The sequence below is a fragment of the Streptomyces sp. NPDC047982 genome (assembly GCF_043204165.1).
In the GTDB taxonomy this organism is placed as follows: domain Bacteria; phylum Actinomycetota; class Actinomycetes; order Streptomycetales; family Streptomycetaceae; genus Streptomyces.
In genome coordinates, this window is sequence record NZ_JBIDBS010000015.1 from 78,622 (window position 1) to 96,173 (window position 17,552).

The window sequence follows — 17,552 nt, forward strand, 5'->3', positions numbered from 1 at the left end:
GCCCTTAGGCTCGATTACGTACCCCTGTACCCCTGACCACGGGTCCGAATGCTCACCCCCTGACCGCCGGCCGCACCCGTTCCTGTCCCGCCCTCACCCCCACCGAAGGACACCCGCCATGCACCGCGCCCTGATCGTCGTGGACGTCCAGAACGACTTCTGCGAGGGCGGCAGCCTCGCCGTGACGGGAGGCGCCGACATCGCCGCCGCCATCACCGACCTCATAGGCGACGCCCAGCCGGGCTACCGCCATGTGGTGGCCACCCGCGACCACCACATCGACCCGGGCGACCACTTCGCCGAGCGGCCGGACTTCGAGCGCTCCTGGCCTCCGCACTGTGTCGCCGGTACGGAGGGGGTCGGCTTCCACCCGAACTTCGCGCCCGCGGTCGCCTCCGGGGCGATCGCCGCGGTGTTCGACAAGGGCGCCCACTCGGCGGCGTACAGCGGCTTCGAGGGCGTCGACGAGAACGGCACGGGGCTGGCCGACTGGCTGCGCGCCCACCACGTCACCGAGGTGGACGTGGTGGGCATCGCGACCGACCACTGCGTGCGGGCGACGGCGCTGGACGCGGTCAGGGAGGGCTTCACGACCCATGTGCTGCTCGACCTCACGGCCGGCGTGGCCGAGGAGACCACGCGCCAGGCGTTGGAGGAGCTCCGCAGGGCGGGCGTGAAGCTGTCCGGCGAGCCGGTCGTGTAGCGGGGCGGGGTGGGCAGTCGACCGACACGGCCCGACCCGCCCGCCTCGCGCTCACGGGCCGCCGGCCTCCGCCCGCCTCACACCGTCCGCGCATCACGGGCCGCAGGTCACAGGCCCTCGCCCCGAGCGTCGCCGACCGTGGGCCGCACGTCACAGGCCCCGCCCGCGCGACTTCAGGCCGGGCGGTGGACCGGCGTGGCGGGCACGGAGGGCAGGCACGGGCGACGCGCCGCCGCGGACGTCGGAGCCGTCGTGGCCGCGTGGTGGGCCGGCACGCCCGCCGTGGAGGACGCGGTGTCCGCGGCGGACGACGACGCGGGCCGCAGGAGAGCCCGGATGGGATGCCAGAGCTCCTGGGCCCGCTCCGGTCTCCCGCGCCAGAGCATCCCGTCCGGGTGGTGCAGCACGGCGGTGATCTCGTCGGGGGTGGGCGGCTCGGCGTTGCCGCGCAGGTAGACGGCGCGGAGCCCGAGGTTGCGCAGCCGGGTCAGCGCGCGGGCCCGGTTTCCCGCGTGCACCAGGACCCGGACCAGGCTGCCCGGCCCCGGTCCGTCCGTGGGCCTGGGCAGGGTGATCGCCACCACCACGCTGCCGTTCGGCAACTTGCTGAACCCTCCGCACGCCATGTTCCGCGCTCCCCCGTGAGACGTCGTGTCAATAAGGATGTGGTCAAGACGCACCTAAACACGATCGGCCGCCGCCCGCTAGAGGGCGACGGCCGATCAAGCTCTGACCTGCGGTGACGTGGAACTACTTCTGCGAGGGACCGACCTTGACGACCATCGTCGAGCCGTCTCGCGGCTGGCTGATGATCGAGATCCGGGTGTTGGTGTCAGTGACCTGGACGCTTCCGGTCTTGTTCTCGGCGTACCAGTAGGTTCCCTTGTGGTCGTCGAAGGCCGGGACGCCGAGCTGCGACCGGACCTTCACCGGCACGTCGGCGTTGTGCAGCGTGAAGGCGTCCGTCCGGTAGCGGCTGAAGGGCGCGTCGAAGGGCTGGATCTTGTTGCGGATGACCGTGCCGTCCGCCCACTTCAGCGGCTTGGCGTGCGCGTCGATCGGCAGGATCAGGCCCTTGCCCGGGTGGGTGGAGACGTTGTTGTCCTTCTGGGAGGTGTCCCACTGCCAGATGAGCAGACCGGTCTGGTACGGGTAGTGCTCGACCCAGTCCGGGCGGGTCTTGGAGAAGCCGAAGTTGTACGGGCCGACCTTGAGGGTCTGGTCGTAGCTGACGTACTGGCGGTTCTCCGCGATGTAGAACTGCGGGTAGTCCTTGGTGAAGGACTCGCCGACACGGGAGAAGCCCTTGAGGGTCCAGCCGTTGTCGTCGCCCTCGGCGTCGTCCTTGAAGAGCGCGGTGCCGTCGGCGTCGACCGAGAGGGTGTCGGCCGCGAAGCCGATGCCGCCCGCGCCGCCGTCGGTGGTGTAGCGGAAGCGGATGTCGATCTTCTTGCCCGCGTAGGCGTCCAGCGGGTAGGAGAGCTTCTGGTACGCGCCGGAGACACCGGTCAGGGCCGGCTTGTCACTGGCGTCGCGCGGGAGCGCCTTGCCGTCGGCCGTGCCGTCGAGCGCGGTCCAGCTGGTGCCGCCGTTGTCGGACACCTCGGCGTAGAGGAAGTCGTAGTCCTGCTCGATGTCCCACCAGCCCGCGAGGCCGAGGGAGGCCGTGGACTTGCCGGTCAGGTCGACCGAGCGGGACAGGGTGTTGTTCAGGTTGTCACCCATGCCGCTCCACCACTGCTTGGAGCCCTCCGCGGGCTTCGTGACAGCGGTGGTGACGGCCTTGTCCGGGAGCTTGACCAGGAGGGCCTGCTTGTCCTTGGTGTTGTACTCGGACACGCCCAGCTTGTGGGTGGAGTTCGTCGCGGCCTTGGCCTCGGCGTAGTTGAGCCAGCCGAGCTGGAGTTTGTCCCAGGCGGTCATGTCGCCGGGCAGGTCGCCGATCTCGTTCTTGCCGGTACCGAGCCAGGAACCCGCCGACATCAGGGACCAGAAACCGACCGAGTTCTCGGCGGTGTTGGTGGTGTCGTACAGGTCGGGCAGGCCCAGGTCGTGGCCGTACTCGTGGGCGAAGACGCCCAGGCCGCCGTTCTCGGGCTGCGCGGTGTAGTCGCCGACCCAGATGCCGGTGTCACCGATCTCGGCCCCGCCCGCCTTGTTGAAGGACGGGCCGGTCGCACCGGCGTTGGTGCCGTAGGCGTACCAGCGGTGCGCCCAGACGGCGTCCTTGCCCTGCGCGCCGCCGCCCGCGGACTCGTCCTCGCCGGCGTGGACGATCTGGAAGTGGTCGATGTAGCCGTCCGGCTCGTTGAAGTCGCCGTCGTTGTCGAAGTCGTAGCGGTCCCACTGGTCGTACTGGGCCAGCTCGGCCTTGATCTGGTCCGTGGTACGGCCCTTGGCCTTCTGGTCGGCGGACCAGGCGTTCACGCCGTCGCGGACCATGTCCCACACGTTGGCGCAGTTGGACGCGCCGCAGTAGTTGGAGCCGTAACGGGCCTCGTTGTACGGGACCTTGACCCAGTCGGAGACCTGGCCGTCGACGGAGTAGCGCCCGGAGGACGTCTTCTCGTAGTACGTCTTCAGCGAGTTCTTGCCGGCACCGGTGCCGAAGTAGAGGTCCTGGAAGTGCTGCTGGTTGTAATCGGCCTGCCAGGCCGTGCTGTTGTCCTTCTTGCGGTCCGGCTTGGCGATGGTGTTGTGCGCCGGGCCGGGCGTGCCGCCGTACTTCTTGACGGGGGGCTTGGGGCCCTCGCCGTCCGGGTCGTACATGGTCGTGTCGTCGACCTGGTCGCCGAACTCGACGAGGACCGTGAAGATCTTGTCGGTCTTCTCGCGGCCGAGCTCGACGTACTTCTTGTCGTCGAGCTTGACGACCTTGGAGCCGTCCCGCTTCGATATCTTCTTCTCGCCCGACAGGACCTGCTCCAGGGCGGCCTGACGCTGAGCGTCCTGCTGCTCGCTGAACGGCCCCTGGAGGTCGTGCGCGTTGCCCTTGCCCGTCCCCGGGTCGCGGCGGTCGACAACGGCGTTACGCGCCCCTGACGTCTTGTCATCGGCCTGGGCGGTGGCGAAGGCCGACGCGGTGGCGGCCGTGGCAGCCATGGCCACGACAATCGCTGCGCCGCGCAGCGCCCCTCTTTTCGTACTCACGTGATGCAGTCCTCCCCGACGTCCGCGACTACGGCCTGGAAGTCGGATGAGGGCCGCGCGCGGATACGCGTCACAAGTGACGACATTCGACCGGAGGCGCAAAGAAAAAGACAGATCTTGACTTGGATAAGCCAAGTGCACTATGCAGGAGTCGCTTTCCGTTATACGGACATTCACGCTGTCCGGAAACGGGGCGTCAGGTTTGACCGGCGGGGACCGGAATGACTCCGTGCGCCCCCCGTGCACCGGCGTCGTGCTTCGGGCCGCGCTTAGCACCGGCTCCTCTCGGGCATCCGTCGCCTTAGAGTCGCCAGGGGTTGTCCGACCGTGTCCGGGACCGCCCATCCGATGCCCCGAGGACGGATACCGCCATGCCGCGTATCACTGCCGTGCAGTTCTCCTACGGTTCGGTCACCGTGGTCTGCTCGACCCTCGCCATGCTGCTGCTCTCCCGTACGGAATCGGGGATCGGCATCGCGGTCATCGGGGCCGCGGCGCTCTCGCTCGGCCTGCTGGTGGCCGTGACGGCACCCCATCCGGCCCCGGCGAGGACGGGGAAGTCCGCGCGGTCCGGGGCCGCCGCCCGTACACGCCGGGACGAGGTCTCCGTCGCCGTCGAGACAGAGGGCCTCGCCCTCGACGAGGTCCGGTCCCCGTCCCCGTCGCCCCGCGAGAGCGGACGGCCCGTCAGCTCTGGTACGCAGACCGCGGAGGACCACCGGGACGAGCGCTCCCTGCGGCCCTGACGTGCGCCGCTCCGGTCACGGCAGCCGACGGCCGTGAGGGATACCGGTCGGGCTTGGCCAGGTCGACCGAGGTGAGGGCGAGCAGGGCGGAAGCGGGGAGGCGGGGAGGACGTGACCGCGTTCCCCGGTGCGGGCCCGGACGCGCTCCAATCGGGCCGGTCACGACCACCGCCACTCTCACGGTCGCTACGGCAGTGCCGGCCAGACCAGGGCCTGAGCGACGATGACGTTCTCACCGTCGAAGGTGACGGCGGGACCTTCGTGCAGTTCGTAGCCAAGCAAGCCGCTGCCTGCTGCGCGTCGTCGCCCGTGTGGAAAAGCTGGGCAAACCAGCGGGTAACACCTGCTCTTACACAGCAACCAGACCGAAGCCGACGCAGAAACCGATCAGAGGACCACCTTCAGCACACACCGGTGGATCGAGGCTAACTGGTCTGGACGACCACCGTCTTCGCCGCCTTGTCATGCAGGCCCTGCCGGTACGGCTTGTCCGTGAGCATGAACACGATGATGATCAGCCACCACAGGCACGCGCAGCACAGCAGTGCCGGCAACCACAGCACCACGGCCCGCAGGAACGACGTCCCGGTGTCCGGTACCCGGCCGTCGTTGAGCATCGCCACGCGCAGCTTCGTCATCCGCTTGCCGATGGTGCGGCCGTCCTTGTGCGTGAAGTACGTGTCGTAGGCGACGTAGGCCACCAGCCCGATCAACGACCAGATCATCTGGTGACTGTTGTAGGTCTGGCTGAAGAGGTCGCCGACGTCGCCGGTGTTGGTGTTGCCGTTGTTGGCCATCTCGACCAGCCCGCCCCACGGCAAGGAGATCAGGTACAGCGGGATCGAGATGATGAGGAAGTCGACCAGCCGGGCCAGGATCCGTTTGCCCGGTTCGCCGAGCGGCGGCATTCCGGCCAGCGGGTCCACGCCCCCGTACGGCCCTCCGCCGCCGTAGGGGCCGGGGCCGTACGGCGGCGGAGGGGGAGGCGGCGGCATGCTCTCGTAGGGCGATCCCGACGACGGACCGGGGCCGGGACCGGATGGCGGACCAGGCGGCGGTCCCTGGGGCTCCTGCGGCTCCTGGGGCTCCTGCGGGCCCTGGGACTGCCACGGTCCGGGCGGCCCCGACTCGGACGGCCCCGGTTCGGACGGCCCCGGTTCGGACGGCCGCGGCTCCTGCGGCTGCTTGCGGAACGGGTCGTCCTCGGGTGGCTGTCCGGACGTCGGCTGATCGTTACTCATGGGGGCAGTGCATCCCGGCCCGGAACCGTCCGCAACGGCTCAGGTGCGTTCGGGGGAACACCTCCGCCCCGGGCGACTCACCCGGTGGGCCGCCGCCCGGAGAGGTGGCCTCCGCCGGGCGGCGGCACGCGCTGCCCGGCCCACACTCCGCCCCTCGCGCCCCATGGGGCCCGTCTCAGCCCGCGACGAAGGTGTGTGCCGCCTTGTCGTGCCAGCACTGGCGCCACGGACGGTCGAACAGACACCACAGCACGTTGGCCACGCCGACTACCAGGACGCCCAGTACCCCGTACACCAGCCAGCGGCGCAACGCGGCGCCGAAGGAGGGGGATTCGTGGGACTCGATGTCCCGCACTTCCAGTCCGCAGAGCTTCTTGCCGAGCGTGCGGCCCCACTTCGCGGTCGGCAGCGCCTCCAGCAGGACGCCGAGGACGAGGAACGCTCCGAGCACCGCGCCGAACAGGCCGGCCGTGGTGGGGTCCACCAGCCAGACGGTGACCGTGCGGCCGGACATCTTCGCCGCGTCGATCTTCGCGTCGATGTGGTCCAGCGCCCGTGAGACGAGCGGGAACCCGATCGCGCCGACGAGAGCTCCCAGCACCACCGTGTCGATGAGCCGGGCGGCGAACCGCTTCCCGAGGACGGCGGGCCGGGCCGATGCCTGGGCCTGTGCCATCTGCTGGAAGGGGTCGTTGACCGGGGGCTTCCAGGGGGCGACGGGCTGGTCCAACTGCTGCCCGCCCGCCGCGCCGAGTTGCGGATGGGGATGCGGCTGCTGGGACTGGATCGGAAGGCCGGGCTGCTGGAGCTGTGCCTGGGGCTCGGGCTGCGCCTGGGACTGGGGCTGCTGAGGTTGCCGAAGGTGCTGAGTTTGGTGTTGCTGCGGTTGAGGCCGTGAGGCTTGGGGCTGTGAGGCTTGGGGCTGTGAGGCTTGGGGCTGTGGTGACTGAGGTTGCTGAGGTGCTGCCGAGGTCGGCTGGGCATTTCGGTGGGCCTGCTGGGCCCAGGAAGTGGCCGCGCCGCTAGGACCCGGGTTCGCGGGCGCGGCGGGGCTCGGGCCCGGTGCCGGGGCCACCGGGGTCGCGTTCGGGTTCGCGGGCGCGGCGGGGACGGACACCGGGCCCTGGGCCGGGATGGGACCGGGGGCCGCGCTGGGGCTCTGCGGCGCCGGGGCCGGCGCGCCGGTCCCGGGAGAGGGCGGGCGGATCGCCATCGTCCCGTTCTCGGGCGGCTGTCGGGGGGTCCGGGGGGCGGGCGGGAGGTTGCCCCGGTCCACGGCGCGGAGGGCGACGGTGTTCTCGGGTGCCTGATCGTCGCTGCCCCGCATGCCCGGCAGCGCACCGTCGGCCGACGGCTGCGAGGCGTGCTGTCGCGAATCGGCGGGAACGAGGTCGACGGGCGCGCGGTCGTCCAGGACCCGAGCGGCCGACGACCCGTCAGCAGGCGTGCGGTCGGCCGGAGCCGGGCCTGTGGGCGGACGGGACTCCTGGCCGGTCACCGGCCCCGATCCCACTCCGGGGCCCCTGGGACCCCCAAAAGCCTCGGAAACCCGGGCAACGGTCCGCGGCGTGGGCCCCGACGGCAGACCCGAATCGGCCTGGCCGCTCGGCTGCGAGGCAGCGCCCGGCCGCGGCGCGGCGCCCTCCTGGGGCGTGGCGCCCCAGGAGACCCGCCGGTCGTGTTCGCCGAAGCCGGCCTGACGGGAGGCATCGGCCTGCCAGGCGGTGGCCGGTTCCGGTCGGTTGCCCTCCTGTGGCTCCTCGTCGAGGAAGACCGGACCGGTCTCCTCCATCGGCGTCTCCGTCGACGCGGTGGCCGGAACGGACGGGTTCGAGGGGAGCGAGGGGGCGGACGAGGCGGACGGGACCGGTGAGTTCGGATGCTGCGCCCGGTACTGCCCACCGGCGGGTGCGGCAGGCATCGGCTCGTCCTGCTGCGGGGCCGGCCGACTCGTACCGGGCACCCACGAAGCACCGTTCCAGTACCGGACATATCCAGGAATGGAGGGATCGGGGTAGTAGCCCTCGCGGGGGCTTTCGTCACCGGGTGCCGGAGTGGGGGCGCTCATCACCGTGGTCCCGTATCTCTTCGAGGCCTCAAATCAACGGGTCCACATCTATCAGACACCCGCCCGCCCCCGGGCCGGTCCAGGGGTTTGGGCCGCTTTCCGGCCTCCTCGAAATTTTTTCCCGAAGTCGCGTAAGAGTTGGCGTGAAGTGTGCTCTCTCCAGTGCGGGCCGGTCATGGGACCGGTTCACGGACACCGAGAAGGAGCCCTCATGAACACCGTCGTGGAACGAGACCTGGAGCTCAAGCTGGTTCTGTCGCCCGAGCGCAGCATCCCCGTCCCCGCCCGGTTGACGTACCGCGCGAAGGACCCGTACGCCGTTCACATCGACTTCCACATCGGCTCCGAGTTCCCCGTCCACTGGACGTTCGCCCGTGACCTGTTGGTCGAGGGCGTCTTCCGGCCGTGCGGGCACGGGGACGTGCGGATCTGGCCGACCAAGGTCGAACGGCGCAGCGTCGTCTTCGTTGCGCTGTCCTCGCCCGACGGCAACGCCCTTCTGGAGATGCCGTCGGCCGCCGTGGCCGCCTGGATGGAGCGGACCCTGCGCATGGTTCCGCCCGGCACGGAGACCGAGCGCCTGGGCATCGACGAGGCGCTCGCCGAACTACTCGCCCCGCTGCCCGCCGACGACTTGTGGCTGACCGACCCCTGGCCGTCGGACGAGTCGCAGGACGGCGACGCATGACCGCGCGGGGCATCAGCACGCGAGGCGCCGGCCCCCGGGACACGATCGGACGAGACGTGAGCGGGCGAGACCTCAGCAAGAGCAGCGTGAGCGGAAGCAGCGTGAGCAAAAGCAGCGTGAGTACGCCTGGCACGAGCCGTCGTAACGCGGTCCGTCGTGGCGCGGACCGTCGTAACGCGGACCGTGGCGGCGAAAGCCGCCCCGGCACGACCTGTACGGGCGCGACCTCTCCCCACACGACCTGCCCCGACGCGGGCCGATGTCAGAACACCTTGCCCGGGTTGAGCAGCCCCAGCGGGTCGAACACCTGCTTGATCCCCCGGTGCAGCTCGACGCCCACCTCGCCGAGTTCCCGCGCCAGCCACTCCTTCTTCAGGACGCCGACGCCGTGCTCACCGGTGATCGTTCCGCCGAGCTCCAGGCCGAGTGCCATGATCTCGTCGAAGGACTCGCGCGCCCGCCGGGTCTCGCCGGCGTCGGTGTGGTCGAAGCAGACGACGGGATGGGTGTTGCCGTCCCCCGCGTGCGCGCAGACACCAATGATGAGGCCGTACTTCTCTGCGACGGCGGCCGTCCCTTCGAGCATCGCACCAAGCTTCGAACGGGGTACGCACACGTCGTCGATCATCGTGGCCGACGCGACGGCCTCCAGTGCCGTGAGCGACATCCGACGGGCGCGGAGCAGCAGTTCGGACTCTGCGGTGTCCTCGGCGGGGACCACCTCCGTGGCACCCGCGGCGGTGCACAGCTCGCCGACGGCGGCCAGGTCGGCCGACGGGTCCGGGGTGTCGAAGGCGGCGAGCAGGAGCGCCTCGGTGCTGTCGGGCAGGCCCATGGCGGCCATCCGGTTGACGGCGCGGATCGTCGTACGGTCCATCAGTTCGAGGAGTGACGGCGTGTGACCACGCTCCATGATCCGGCAGATCGCGTCGCAGGCGGTCGCCGCGCTCGGGAACTCGGCGGCCAGCACCAGTTGTCGCGGCGGTCGCGGCTTGAGCGCCAGCACCGCCTTGACGACGATGCCGAGGCTGCCCTCCGAGCCGACGAACAGCCGGGTGAGGTCGTAGCCCGCGACGCCCTTCGCGGTACGGCGGCCGGTGGTGAGCAGGCGCCCGTCCGCGAGGACGACCTCCAGGCCGAGTACGTACTCCGCCGTGACCCCGTACTTCACACAGCACAGACCGCCGGACGCGGTGCCGATGTTGCCTCCGATGGTGCACATCTCCCAACTGGAGGGATCCGGCGGGTAGAAGAGGCCGTGCTCGTCGACCGCCCGGGACAGTACCGCGTTGACGACGCCCGGTTCGACGACGGCGATCCGGTCGACCGGATCGATCTCCACAATCCGGTCCATCTTGACCAGGGACAGCACGATGCAGCCTTCGGAGGCGTTGGCCGCGCCCGACAGGCCGGTACGGGCTCCCTGCGGGACGACCGGAACGCGCAGCGCCGTGGCAGTGCGCATCACGTGCTGGACCTGCTCGACCGTACGCGGAAGCACGACGACGGCGGGTGTGCCCGCGTCGCAGAAGCTCGCCATGTCCCGGGCGTACGAGGCGGTGACGTCCGGATCCGTGAGCAGGGCCTCGGCGGGAAGTCCCGTCCGCAGGTGTTCGAGAAGTCCAGTCACGATCCAAGCCTGGCACCCGGACCCATTGGTGTGAACCCGTCTGCTGGACCCTCCGGACAGCGCAGCGTGATCATCTTACTGACGCAGAGTGATCGGCATGGACGTCTCGCCGCAGCAGTCTCCAAAGACTCAGCAGTCTCCAAAGCCCGAGAAGCCTCCAAAGCCTCAGTCGCGTCTGAAGCCCCGGCGCCTCTGGAAGTCACAGAAGGCCCAGAAGCCCCATGATTCGACCGCCTGGCCCCCTCCGGGGACGTCGGAGTCCCCGATACCCGCGAAGACGCCGCCACCCGACGAGGCCCTGCCGACCGACGAGGATCCGCCGACCGACGAGGATCTGCCGACCGTCACGCTGCGTCTGACGCTGCGGCGGACCGCCATGGGTGTGTGGGCGGGTGCAATGCTGGTGACGGCTGCGGTGGTGTTCGGGCCGGAGGACGGCGAGGAGTCCGTGCCGCCCGCGCCGGGGCCGGTCTCGCGCGCCCTGAGGGCCGCGGACCTGGGGTATCCGGCGTCGCTCCGCGATCTCGAGGCGCTGATCGAGGACCGGCGGGAGCGGGTGGAGAGGCACCCTTCCGACGCGCGGGCGTGGGCCGTGCTGGGCACCGCGTACGTGGAATGGGCGGGACGTTCCGCCGACGCGTCGTACTACGTCCGCGCCGAGCAGGCGCTGAAGCGCTCGCTGCGCGCCGGACCGGACGAGAAGGGAAGCACGACCGCCCAGGTGGGGATGGCGCGGCTCGCCGACGCCCGGCACGACTTCGGCGCGGCGAAGAAGTGGGGCGAGGAGGTACGGGCGCGGCATCCGGAGGAGTGGGCGGTGTACCCGGCGCTGGTCGAGGCGTACGACGGTCTCGGCGACGCCGCCTCCTCGCGCGCGGCGCTACGGCGGTTCGCGGCGCTGCGGCCCGGCGTCGAGGCGCTGCTGCTGACGGCGCGGGCGCACCGGAACATGGGCCGGGCCGAGGACGCGGTGGCGAGTGCCCGGGACGCGGCGGACCGGGCGCAGACTCCCGAGCAGAAGGTGGAGTGCCTGTATCTGCTGGGCGAACTGGCGTGGGGGCGGGGCGAGCCGCAGGAGGCGGTGGCGCAGTACGGCGCTGCGCTGCGCGTCGACCGCGATCACCGGCCGTCGCTCGCGGGCCGGGCGAGGGCGTGGGCGGCGCTCGGCCGGGCGGACGAGGCGCGGCGCGGCTACGAGGCCGCGCTGGCCGATCCGCCGAGGCCCGAATACCTGTTGGAGCTGGGCGAGTTGTACGAGTCGCTGGGCCGGCACGCGGAGGCGCGGGACCAGTACGAGCGGCTACGCACGACCCTTTCGCGGGACCAGGAACAGGGCGTGGACCACGCGCTGCTGCGTGGCCGTTTCGAGGCGGCGCACGGGGAGCCGACGGCGGCGGTGGCGCTGCTGACCGCCGAGTGGGCGCGATCCCACCGCAGTGCCGCGGTGGCGGACGCGCTCGGCTGGGCGCTGCATCTGTCGGGCGACTCAAAGGCTGCGCTGCCCTACGCGCAACGGGCGGTCGCCGCAGGGGCACAGGACGCCTCGTACGTGTCCCATCTCGGTGCGATCGAGCGGGCGTTGAAGGACTACGGAGCGGCGCGACGCCATTTGACGGAGTCCCTGCGTGCCAACCCGCACTTCTCGCCGCTGGAGGCCCCGGCCGCCCGCAGGGCCCTGGACGCCCTGGACGACCTGCCGACGGTCCTGCCGCGCGGCGTGCTCCCCGCTCCGGCACCGGCGGACGAGTCGGTCCCGCCCATGCCCGCGCGGCCGGCGCCGCGACCGGCCACCTCCGCGCCCGCACCCGCCGCCTCCGGGCCCGCCACCCCCAAGCCCCGGCGACAGGCATCCGCAGGGCCGCCGGTACCGCGTGCCACGGATGGCGGCTGACGGCCGACGACCGACGGCCGATCCGACGACTGGCGAGCCGCGCCCTGCGACTGGCGACCGGTGGCCCACGGCCTGGCGTCCAGCGACCAGCGCCGATGCGGAGGGCGGTCGCCGTATGCGAAGGGCGTCGCCGTACACGAGGGGTGGTTGCCGTACACGAAGGACGGTCGCCGTACACGACTCGCCGTACGCGAGGGGCGGGGCCCCGGATCGCCCGGTGGCCCCGCCCCTCGTCCGTACCGTCGGCTCGGACCGCGGCCCGTACGGCGGGCTCGATGCCCCGGCCCGTACCCCTCCGGATCAGCGCCCCGGCCCGTGCCCGTGCCCCCGTCGGCCGGCTGGCCGGCTCAGAGGTTGCCGCGCCTCTCCTGCTCGCGCTCGATCGCCTCGAACAGGGCCTTGAAGTTGCCCTTGCCGAAGCCCATCGAGCCGTGGCGCTCGATCATCTCGAAGAAGACGGTCGGGCGGTCCTGGACCGGCTTGGTGAAGATCTGGAGCAGGTAGCCGTCCTCGTCGCGGTCCACGAGGATCTTCAGCTCGCGCAGGGTCTCGACCGGCACCCGGGTCTCGCCCGCCCACTCGCCGAGGGTGTCGTAGTAGGTGTCGGGGGTGTCCAGGAACTCCACGCCCGCGGCCCGCATGGCGCGCACCGAGGCGACGATGTCGTTGGTGGCCAGCGCGATGTGCTGGACGCCCGCTCCGCCGTAGAACTCCAGGTACTCGTCGATCTGGGACTTCTTCTTGGCGATGGCCGGCTCGTTGATCGGGAACTTGACCTTGAGCGTGCCGTCGGCGACGACCTTGGACATGAGCGCGGAGTACTCGGTGGCGATGTCGTCGCCCACGAACTCCTTCATGTTGGTGAAGCCCATGACCTTGTTGTAAAAGGCGACCCACTCGTTCATCCGGCCCAGTTCCACGTTGCCGACGCAGTGGTCGATGGCCTGGAAGGTGCGCTTGGCGGGCGGCTCGACGATCGGGGAGGCAGCGACGTACCCGGGCAGGTAGGGACCGTCGTAACCGGACCGCTCGACAAGGGTGTGGCGGGTCTTGCCGTACGTCGCGATCGCGGCGAGCACGACCGTGCCGTGCTCGTCCTTGACCTCGTACGGCTCGTCGATGCCACGGGCTCCGTGCTCGACGGCGTACGCGTAGGCCGCGCGGGCGTCCGGGACCTCGATGGCCAGGTCGACGACGCCGTCGCCGTGCTCCGTCACGTGGTCGGCGAGGAAGCGACCGCGGTCGGTGGACGCCTTGATGACGGAGGTGAACACGAAGCGGGCGGAGCCGTTGGTCAGCACGTAACTGGCGGTCTCCCGCTCGCCGTTCTCCGGTCCGGAGTAGGCGACCAGCTTCATTCCGAAGGCCGTCGAGTAGTAGTGCGCGGCCTGCTTGGCGTTGCCGACGGCGAAGACGACCGCGTCCATTCCCTTGACCGGGAAGGGGTCGGCCTGCCGGGCGGTGTCGGGGGTGGTGTGCAGAGTCTCAGTCATGTCCGAAGGCTCTCTCCGCTCCGCAAGGTGCGCAACAGTTCGCGAAATCGCTGGGCAATCTGCACAGCACATGGGGACGATGGGCGGGCTATCTGTACATGATGACCACCACAGTGCCCTCCCGGAGGCGGACCATGGCGATCGATCATCTGGACGGCCGGCTCATCGTGCTTCTGGCCCGCGAGCCCCGTATCGGTGTGCTGGAGGCGTCGCGGCGACTGGGCGTGGCGCGCGGGACGGTGCAGGCGCGCCTGGACCGGCTTCAGTCGAATGGAGTCATCCGCGGTTTCGGTCCGACCGTCGATCCTGCGGCCCTCGGCTACCCCGTCACCGCGTTCGCGACGCTGGAGATCAAGCAGGGCCAAGGTGCCGATGTACGGGCCCACTTGGCCGGTGTGCCGGAGGTGCTGGAGCTGCACACCACCACCGGGCACGGGGACATGCTCTGCCGGCTCGTCGCGCGTTCCAACGCCGATCTCCAACGGGTGATCGACCGGGTTGTCGGTTTTGATGGCATCGTCCGGGCCTCCACGGCCATCGTCATGGAGAACCCGGTGCCCTTGCGCGTCATCCCGCTCGTCGAGCAGGCCGCGGGGGACGCCGACTGACGACCTAGTGCCGTGACCGGCAAGGTTTGCCCGGAAGGAGCGTCGTCCGGTGCGTGCGATCGCAAGGCGGCCGGAAGCCCTTGGATGGGGCCTGCCGTGCTCGAGCGAAGTCGAGAGCTCGGGGAAGGGGCTGCGTGGGCTTGTGGTCGACGCCGCGGGCCATGGGGGCCGAGACCGAGGAGTGGCGTGTGAGCTTCTGGGAATATCTGGGCAACCGGCACCAACAACTGCTCACGGACGCGTTCCAGCACGTCAGCGCCGTCTTCCAGTGCATGGTCATCGCCACCGTGCTCGGGGTCCTGATCGGCGTCGCCACGTATCGCAGCGGATGGGCGGGGGCGCTGGCCATCACGTCGACGGCGACGGTGCTCACCATCCCCTCCCTCGCCGCGATCGGTCTGCTCATCCCGCTGGTGGGGCTCGGGGTGGCGCCCACGGTGATCACGCTGACGCTGTACGGGCTGCTGCCCATCGTCCGCAACGCCGTCGTGGGGCTGCGCGGCGTCGATCCGGCGCTCGTCGACGCGGCGAAGGGCATCGGGATGTCACGGCCGGCCCGGCTGCTGCGGGTGGAGCTGCCACTGGCCTGGCCGCCGATCCTCACCGGCATCCGGGTGTCCACGCAGATGCTGATGGGCATCGCCGCCATCGCCGCGTACGCGTCCGGCCCCGGCCTGGGCAACGAGATCTTCCGCGGCATCGCCTCACTGGGCAGCGCCAACGCGATCAACCAGGTGCTCGCCGGAACGATCGGCATCGTCGTCCTCGCCCTGCTCTTCGACGCCGCGTACGTCCTGCTCGGGCGGCTCACCATTCCCGGGGGGATCCGTGCCTGAGACTCCCGGGGAATCCGTGACTGAGACTCCCGGAGGGATCCGTGTCTGAGACCGCCGACCCCCACCCCGCCGGTTCCGGTGGTACGGACCCCGCGGCAGCGGCCTTTGGCAGCGCGGCCGCCGACAGCGCCGACGCGCCGAGGGCAACGGGCTCGGCGGGGGCCGCCTCGGGTGCCACCATCCACCTCGACAACCTGACGAAGCGGTACCCGGGCCATCCGAGCCCGGCCGTGGACAGCGTCACGCTGGACATCAGGGCCGGCGAGACGGTGATCTTCGTCGGCCCGTCCGGCTGCGGCAAGTCCACCACCCTGAAGATGATCAACCGGCTGATCGAGCCGACGTCCGGGCGGATCCTGATCGGTGGCGAGGACGTCACCGACATCGACCCGGTACGGCTGCGCCGCAAGATCGGGTACGCGATCCAGTCGTCCGGGCTCTTCCCGCACATGACGGTCGCGGAGAACATCGCCCTCGTACCGAGGATGGCCGGCTGGCCGAAGGCGCGGGTGAAGGACCGGGTCGAGGAGATGCTCGACCTCGTCGGGCTCGACCCCAGGGAGTTCCACGGCCGCTATCCACGCGCACTCTCCGGCGGGCAGCAGCAACGGGTGGGCGTGGCACGGGCGTTGGCGGCCGACCCGCCGGTGCTGCTGATGGACGAACCGTTCGGCGCGGTCGACCCGATCACCCGGGGCCACCTCCAGGACGAGCTGATCCGGCTCCAGCACGAGCTGCACAAGACGATCGTCTTCGTCACCCACGATTTCGACGAGGCGATCAAGCTGGGCGACCGGATCGCCGTACTGCGGGAGCGGTCGCACATCGCGCAGTTCGACACCCCGGAGGCGATCCTCACCAATCCGACGGACGACTTCGTCTCCGGGTTCGTCGGTGCGGGGGCGGCGCTGAAGCGGCTCAACCTGACCCGCGTGCGCGATGTGGAGGTGGCCCGGTTCCCGACGGTGACGGTCGACGACCCGCTCCCGTCGATCTTCAACAGGCTGCGCACCGGCCCGCACAACGAGATCCTGATGCTGGACCGCCGGAACCGCCCGTACAAGTGGCTGCGGCGCGGCGACCTGATGCGGGCCCGCGGTTCGCTGGCGCGGGCCGGGCAGTTGGTGCACGACACGGTGACGCGCGACGCGACGCTGCACGACGCGCTGGAGGCGGTGCTGACCGACAGCGGCGGGCGGGTCGCGGTGACGGGGCGGCGCGGCGAGTTCATCGGGGTCGTGGACATGCACACCCTGATGAACTCCGTGCACGAACTGCTGGAGGCCGACCGGCTGGCCGCCATCGAGCACCAGCACGATCTGGAGGAGCTCCGCGCCCACCAGACCGAGCAGGAGTTGGAAGGCGGTGCCGGCGCATGAGTCCCGATTCCCCGTCGAACCCCGGACCGTCGCAAGAGAACCACGGACCGGCGCAGGCGAACCAGGGCCCGCCGCCCACGAACCCCGGACCGGCCCGGTCGAACCACGGACCCGCACGGAACCGGCGTGCCGGTCGCCCGGCGCGCTCCGCCCGCACGGCACGTTCCGAACGGCCCGGGCCCTCCTCCGACAAGGACCGCCCTCCCGGCGAGCACGACGTCGAGGGCCATGCCTTCCGCGACGAGGAGGAGGAGCCCCCTCCCCCGCCGTCGAGGCCGCGCCCCCGGATCACCTGGCGCAAGCTGGTGGTGCTGCCGGCCGCGCTGGTGGTGATCCTGGCCGTCACCTACCTGTGGATCACGCATGTCCACCTCGACTCGATCGCACGGAACTCGCTCACCGGCGGCAATGTGCGGCTGCGCTGGTGGCAGCACGTGAAGCTGACCGCCGTCTCGACGTTCTGGGTGCTGATCATCGCGATCCCGCTGGGCATCGCACTGACCCGGCGCGGACTGCGCAGGGGCGCGCCGCTGGTCACCGCCATCGCCAACATCGGGCAGGCGACCCCGGCGATCGGTCTGCTGGCGGTGCTGGTGATCTGGCTGGGCATCGGTCCGTCGACGGCGGTCATCGGCATGGTGATCTACGCGGTGCTGCCGGTGTTCTCCAACACGGTGGCCGGGCTCAGGGCGATCGACCCGAACCTCGTCGAGGCGTCGCGCGGCATCGGCATGTCGCCGATGGGGACGCTCACCAAGGTCGAACTCCCGCTCGCGGTACCGCTGATCCTGGCCGGGGTGCGGACGGCGCTGGTGCTCAACGTGGGTACGGCGACGCTGGCCACGTTCGTCGGCGGCGGCGGGCTGGGCGACCTGATCACCTCGGGCATCCAGACCCAGCGGATGCCGGTGCTGGTGCTGGGGTCGGTGCTGACGGTGGTGCTGGCGCTGCTGGTGGACTGGCTGGCCTCGCTGGTCGAGGTGGCGCTGACACCGCGCGGACTGGAGGTGGGGTGAAGATGGGGCCGCGCGGCAGGCGCCGGGTGCGCGAGGCGGCACAGGGTGTTCGCGAGGCACATCGGGTGCGCGAGGCACATCGGGTGCGCGAGGCACATCGGGT

Annotated in this window: 13 protein-coding genes and 2 pseudogenes; 8 read left to right on the plus strand and 7 right to left on the minus strand. The window is 70.7% G+C overall.

Features of this window, described 5'->3' with window-relative positions; all coding sequences use genetic code 11:
- Positions 1 to 118 precede the first annotated feature (118 nt).
- Positions 119 to 703, plus strand: coding sequence for a nicotinamidase (locus tag ACGF2V_RS19670; RefSeq protein WP_362620725.1), 585 nt, complete (start codon positions 119 to 121; stop codon positions 701 to 703).
- Between the two features lie 305 nt (positions 704 to 1,008).
- Here the strand turns inward: ACGF2V_RS19670 and ACGF2V_RS19675 are convergent.
- Positions 1,009 to 1,329, minus strand: a pseudogene (locus ACGF2V_RS19675) (hypothetical protein); the annotation flags it as partial.
- Between the two features lie 124 nt (positions 1,330 to 1,453).
- Entirely contained in the window at positions 1,454 to 3,805 is a 2,352-nt protein-coding gene (locus tag ACGF2V_RS19680; RefSeq protein ID WP_392912793.1) for an immune inhibitor A domain-containing protein, read from the minus strand.
- Positions 3,806 to 4,224: 419 nt separating this feature from the next.
- On the opposite strand from ACGF2V_RS19680, the gene ACGF2V_RS19685 reads away from it, so the two are divergent.
- A complete protein-coding gene (locus ACGF2V_RS19685) occupies positions 4,225 to 4,599 on the plus strand; it encodes a hypothetical protein (RefSeq protein WP_362707364.1) in 375 nt (124 codons plus the stop codon).
- Positions 4,600 to 4,785: 186 nt separating this feature from the next.
- On the opposite strand, the pseudogene ACGF2V_RS19690 reads toward ACGF2V_RS19685, so the two are convergent.
- The 3 genes and pseudogenes from ACGF2V_RS19690 to ACGF2V_RS19700 form a co-directional block, all read right to left on the minus strand.
- Positions 4,786 to 4,881 (minus strand): annotated as a pseudogene (locus ACGF2V_RS19690) (DUF1737 domain-containing protein); the annotation flags it as partial.
- Positions 4,882 to 5,024: 143 nt separating this feature from the next.
- The gene (locus ACGF2V_RS19695) at positions 5,025 to 5,840 is read right to left on the minus strand and encodes an RDD family protein (RefSeq protein WP_362707361.1); all 816 of its coding nucleotides are present in this window, start codon (positions 5,838 to 5,840) and stop codon (positions 5,025 to 5,027) included.
- 175 nt (positions 5,841 to 6,015) lie between these two features.
- Positions 6,016 to 7,908 (minus strand): RDD family protein, encoded by a 1,893-nt coding sequence (locus ACGF2V_RS19700; RefSeq protein WP_392912769.1) that lies wholly within the window; start codon positions 7,906 to 7,908, stop codon positions 6,016 to 6,018.
- A 211-nt stretch (positions 7,909 to 8,119) separates the two neighbouring features.
- Between ACGF2V_RS19700 and ACGF2V_RS19705 the strand changes: the two genes are divergently transcribed.
- Entirely contained in the window at positions 8,120 to 8,596 is a 477-nt protein-coding gene (locus ACGF2V_RS19705) for an SsgA family sporulation/cell division regulator (RefSeq protein WP_362707359.1), read from the plus strand.
- A 262-nt stretch (positions 8,597 to 8,858) separates the two neighbouring features.
- Here the strand turns inward: ACGF2V_RS19705 and ACGF2V_RS19710 are convergent, their stop codons facing one another.
- On the minus strand, positions 8,859 to 10,226 hold the full coding sequence (locus ACGF2V_RS19710; RefSeq protein WP_362707356.1) for an FAD-linked oxidase C-terminal domain-containing protein: 1,368 nt from the start codon (positions 10,224 to 10,226) through the stop codon (positions 8,859 to 8,861).
- A 97-nt stretch (positions 10,227 to 10,323) separates the two neighbouring features.
- On the opposite strand from ACGF2V_RS19710, the gene ACGF2V_RS19715 reads away from it, so the two are divergent.
- On the plus strand, positions 10,324 to 12,117 hold the full coding sequence (locus ACGF2V_RS19715) for a tetratricopeptide repeat protein (RefSeq protein WP_362707353.1): 1,794 nt from the start codon (positions 10,324 to 10,326) through the stop codon (positions 12,115 to 12,117).
- A 347-nt stretch (positions 12,118 to 12,464) separates the two neighbouring features.
- Here the strand turns inward: ACGF2V_RS19715 and hppD are convergent, their stop codons facing one another.
- Entirely contained in the window at positions 12,465 to 13,610 is a 1,146-nt protein-coding gene (hppD, locus tag ACGF2V_RS19720; protein WP_362707350.1) for a 4-hydroxyphenylpyruvate dioxygenase, read from the minus strand.
- Between the two features lie 134 nt (positions 13,611 to 13,744).
- Here hppD and ACGF2V_RS19725 point away from each other — a divergent pair, with 134 nt between their 5' ends.
- The 4 genes from ACGF2V_RS19725 to ACGF2V_RS19740 all read left to right on the plus strand — a co-directional run bounded on the left by ACGF2V_RS19725 (position 13,745) and on the right by ACGF2V_RS19740 (position 17,449).
- Positions 13,745 to 14,218 (plus strand): Lrp/AsnC family transcriptional regulator, encoded by a 474-nt coding sequence (locus ACGF2V_RS19725; protein WP_073783402.1) that lies wholly within the window; start codon positions 13,745 to 13,747, stop codon positions 14,216 to 14,218.
- Positions 14,219 to 14,406: 188 nt separating this feature from the next.
- Positions 14,407 to 15,054, plus strand: a complete 648-nt coding sequence (locus ACGF2V_RS19730) for an ABC transporter permease (protein ID WP_362620738.1) — start codon at positions 14,407 to 14,409, stop codon at positions 15,052 to 15,054.
- Positions 15,055 to 15,233: 179 nt separating this feature from the next.
- Positions 15,234 to 16,433, plus strand: a complete 1,200-nt coding sequence (locus ACGF2V_RS19735) for a betaine/proline/choline family ABC transporter ATP-binding protein (RefSeq protein ID WP_362620863.1) — start codon at positions 15,234 to 15,236, stop codon at positions 16,431 to 16,433.
- Positions 16,430 to 17,449 carry an ABC transporter permease gene (locus ACGF2V_RS19740; RefSeq protein ID WP_362707347.1) on the plus strand — a complete coding sequence of 340 codons (1,020 nt, stop codon included), beginning with the start codon at positions 16,430 to 16,432 and terminating at the stop codon, positions 17,447 to 17,449. The genes ACGF2V_RS19735 and ACGF2V_RS19740 overlap by 4 nt, the downstream gene beginning before the upstream one ends.
- Positions 17,450 to 17,552: the final 103 nt, after the last annotated feature.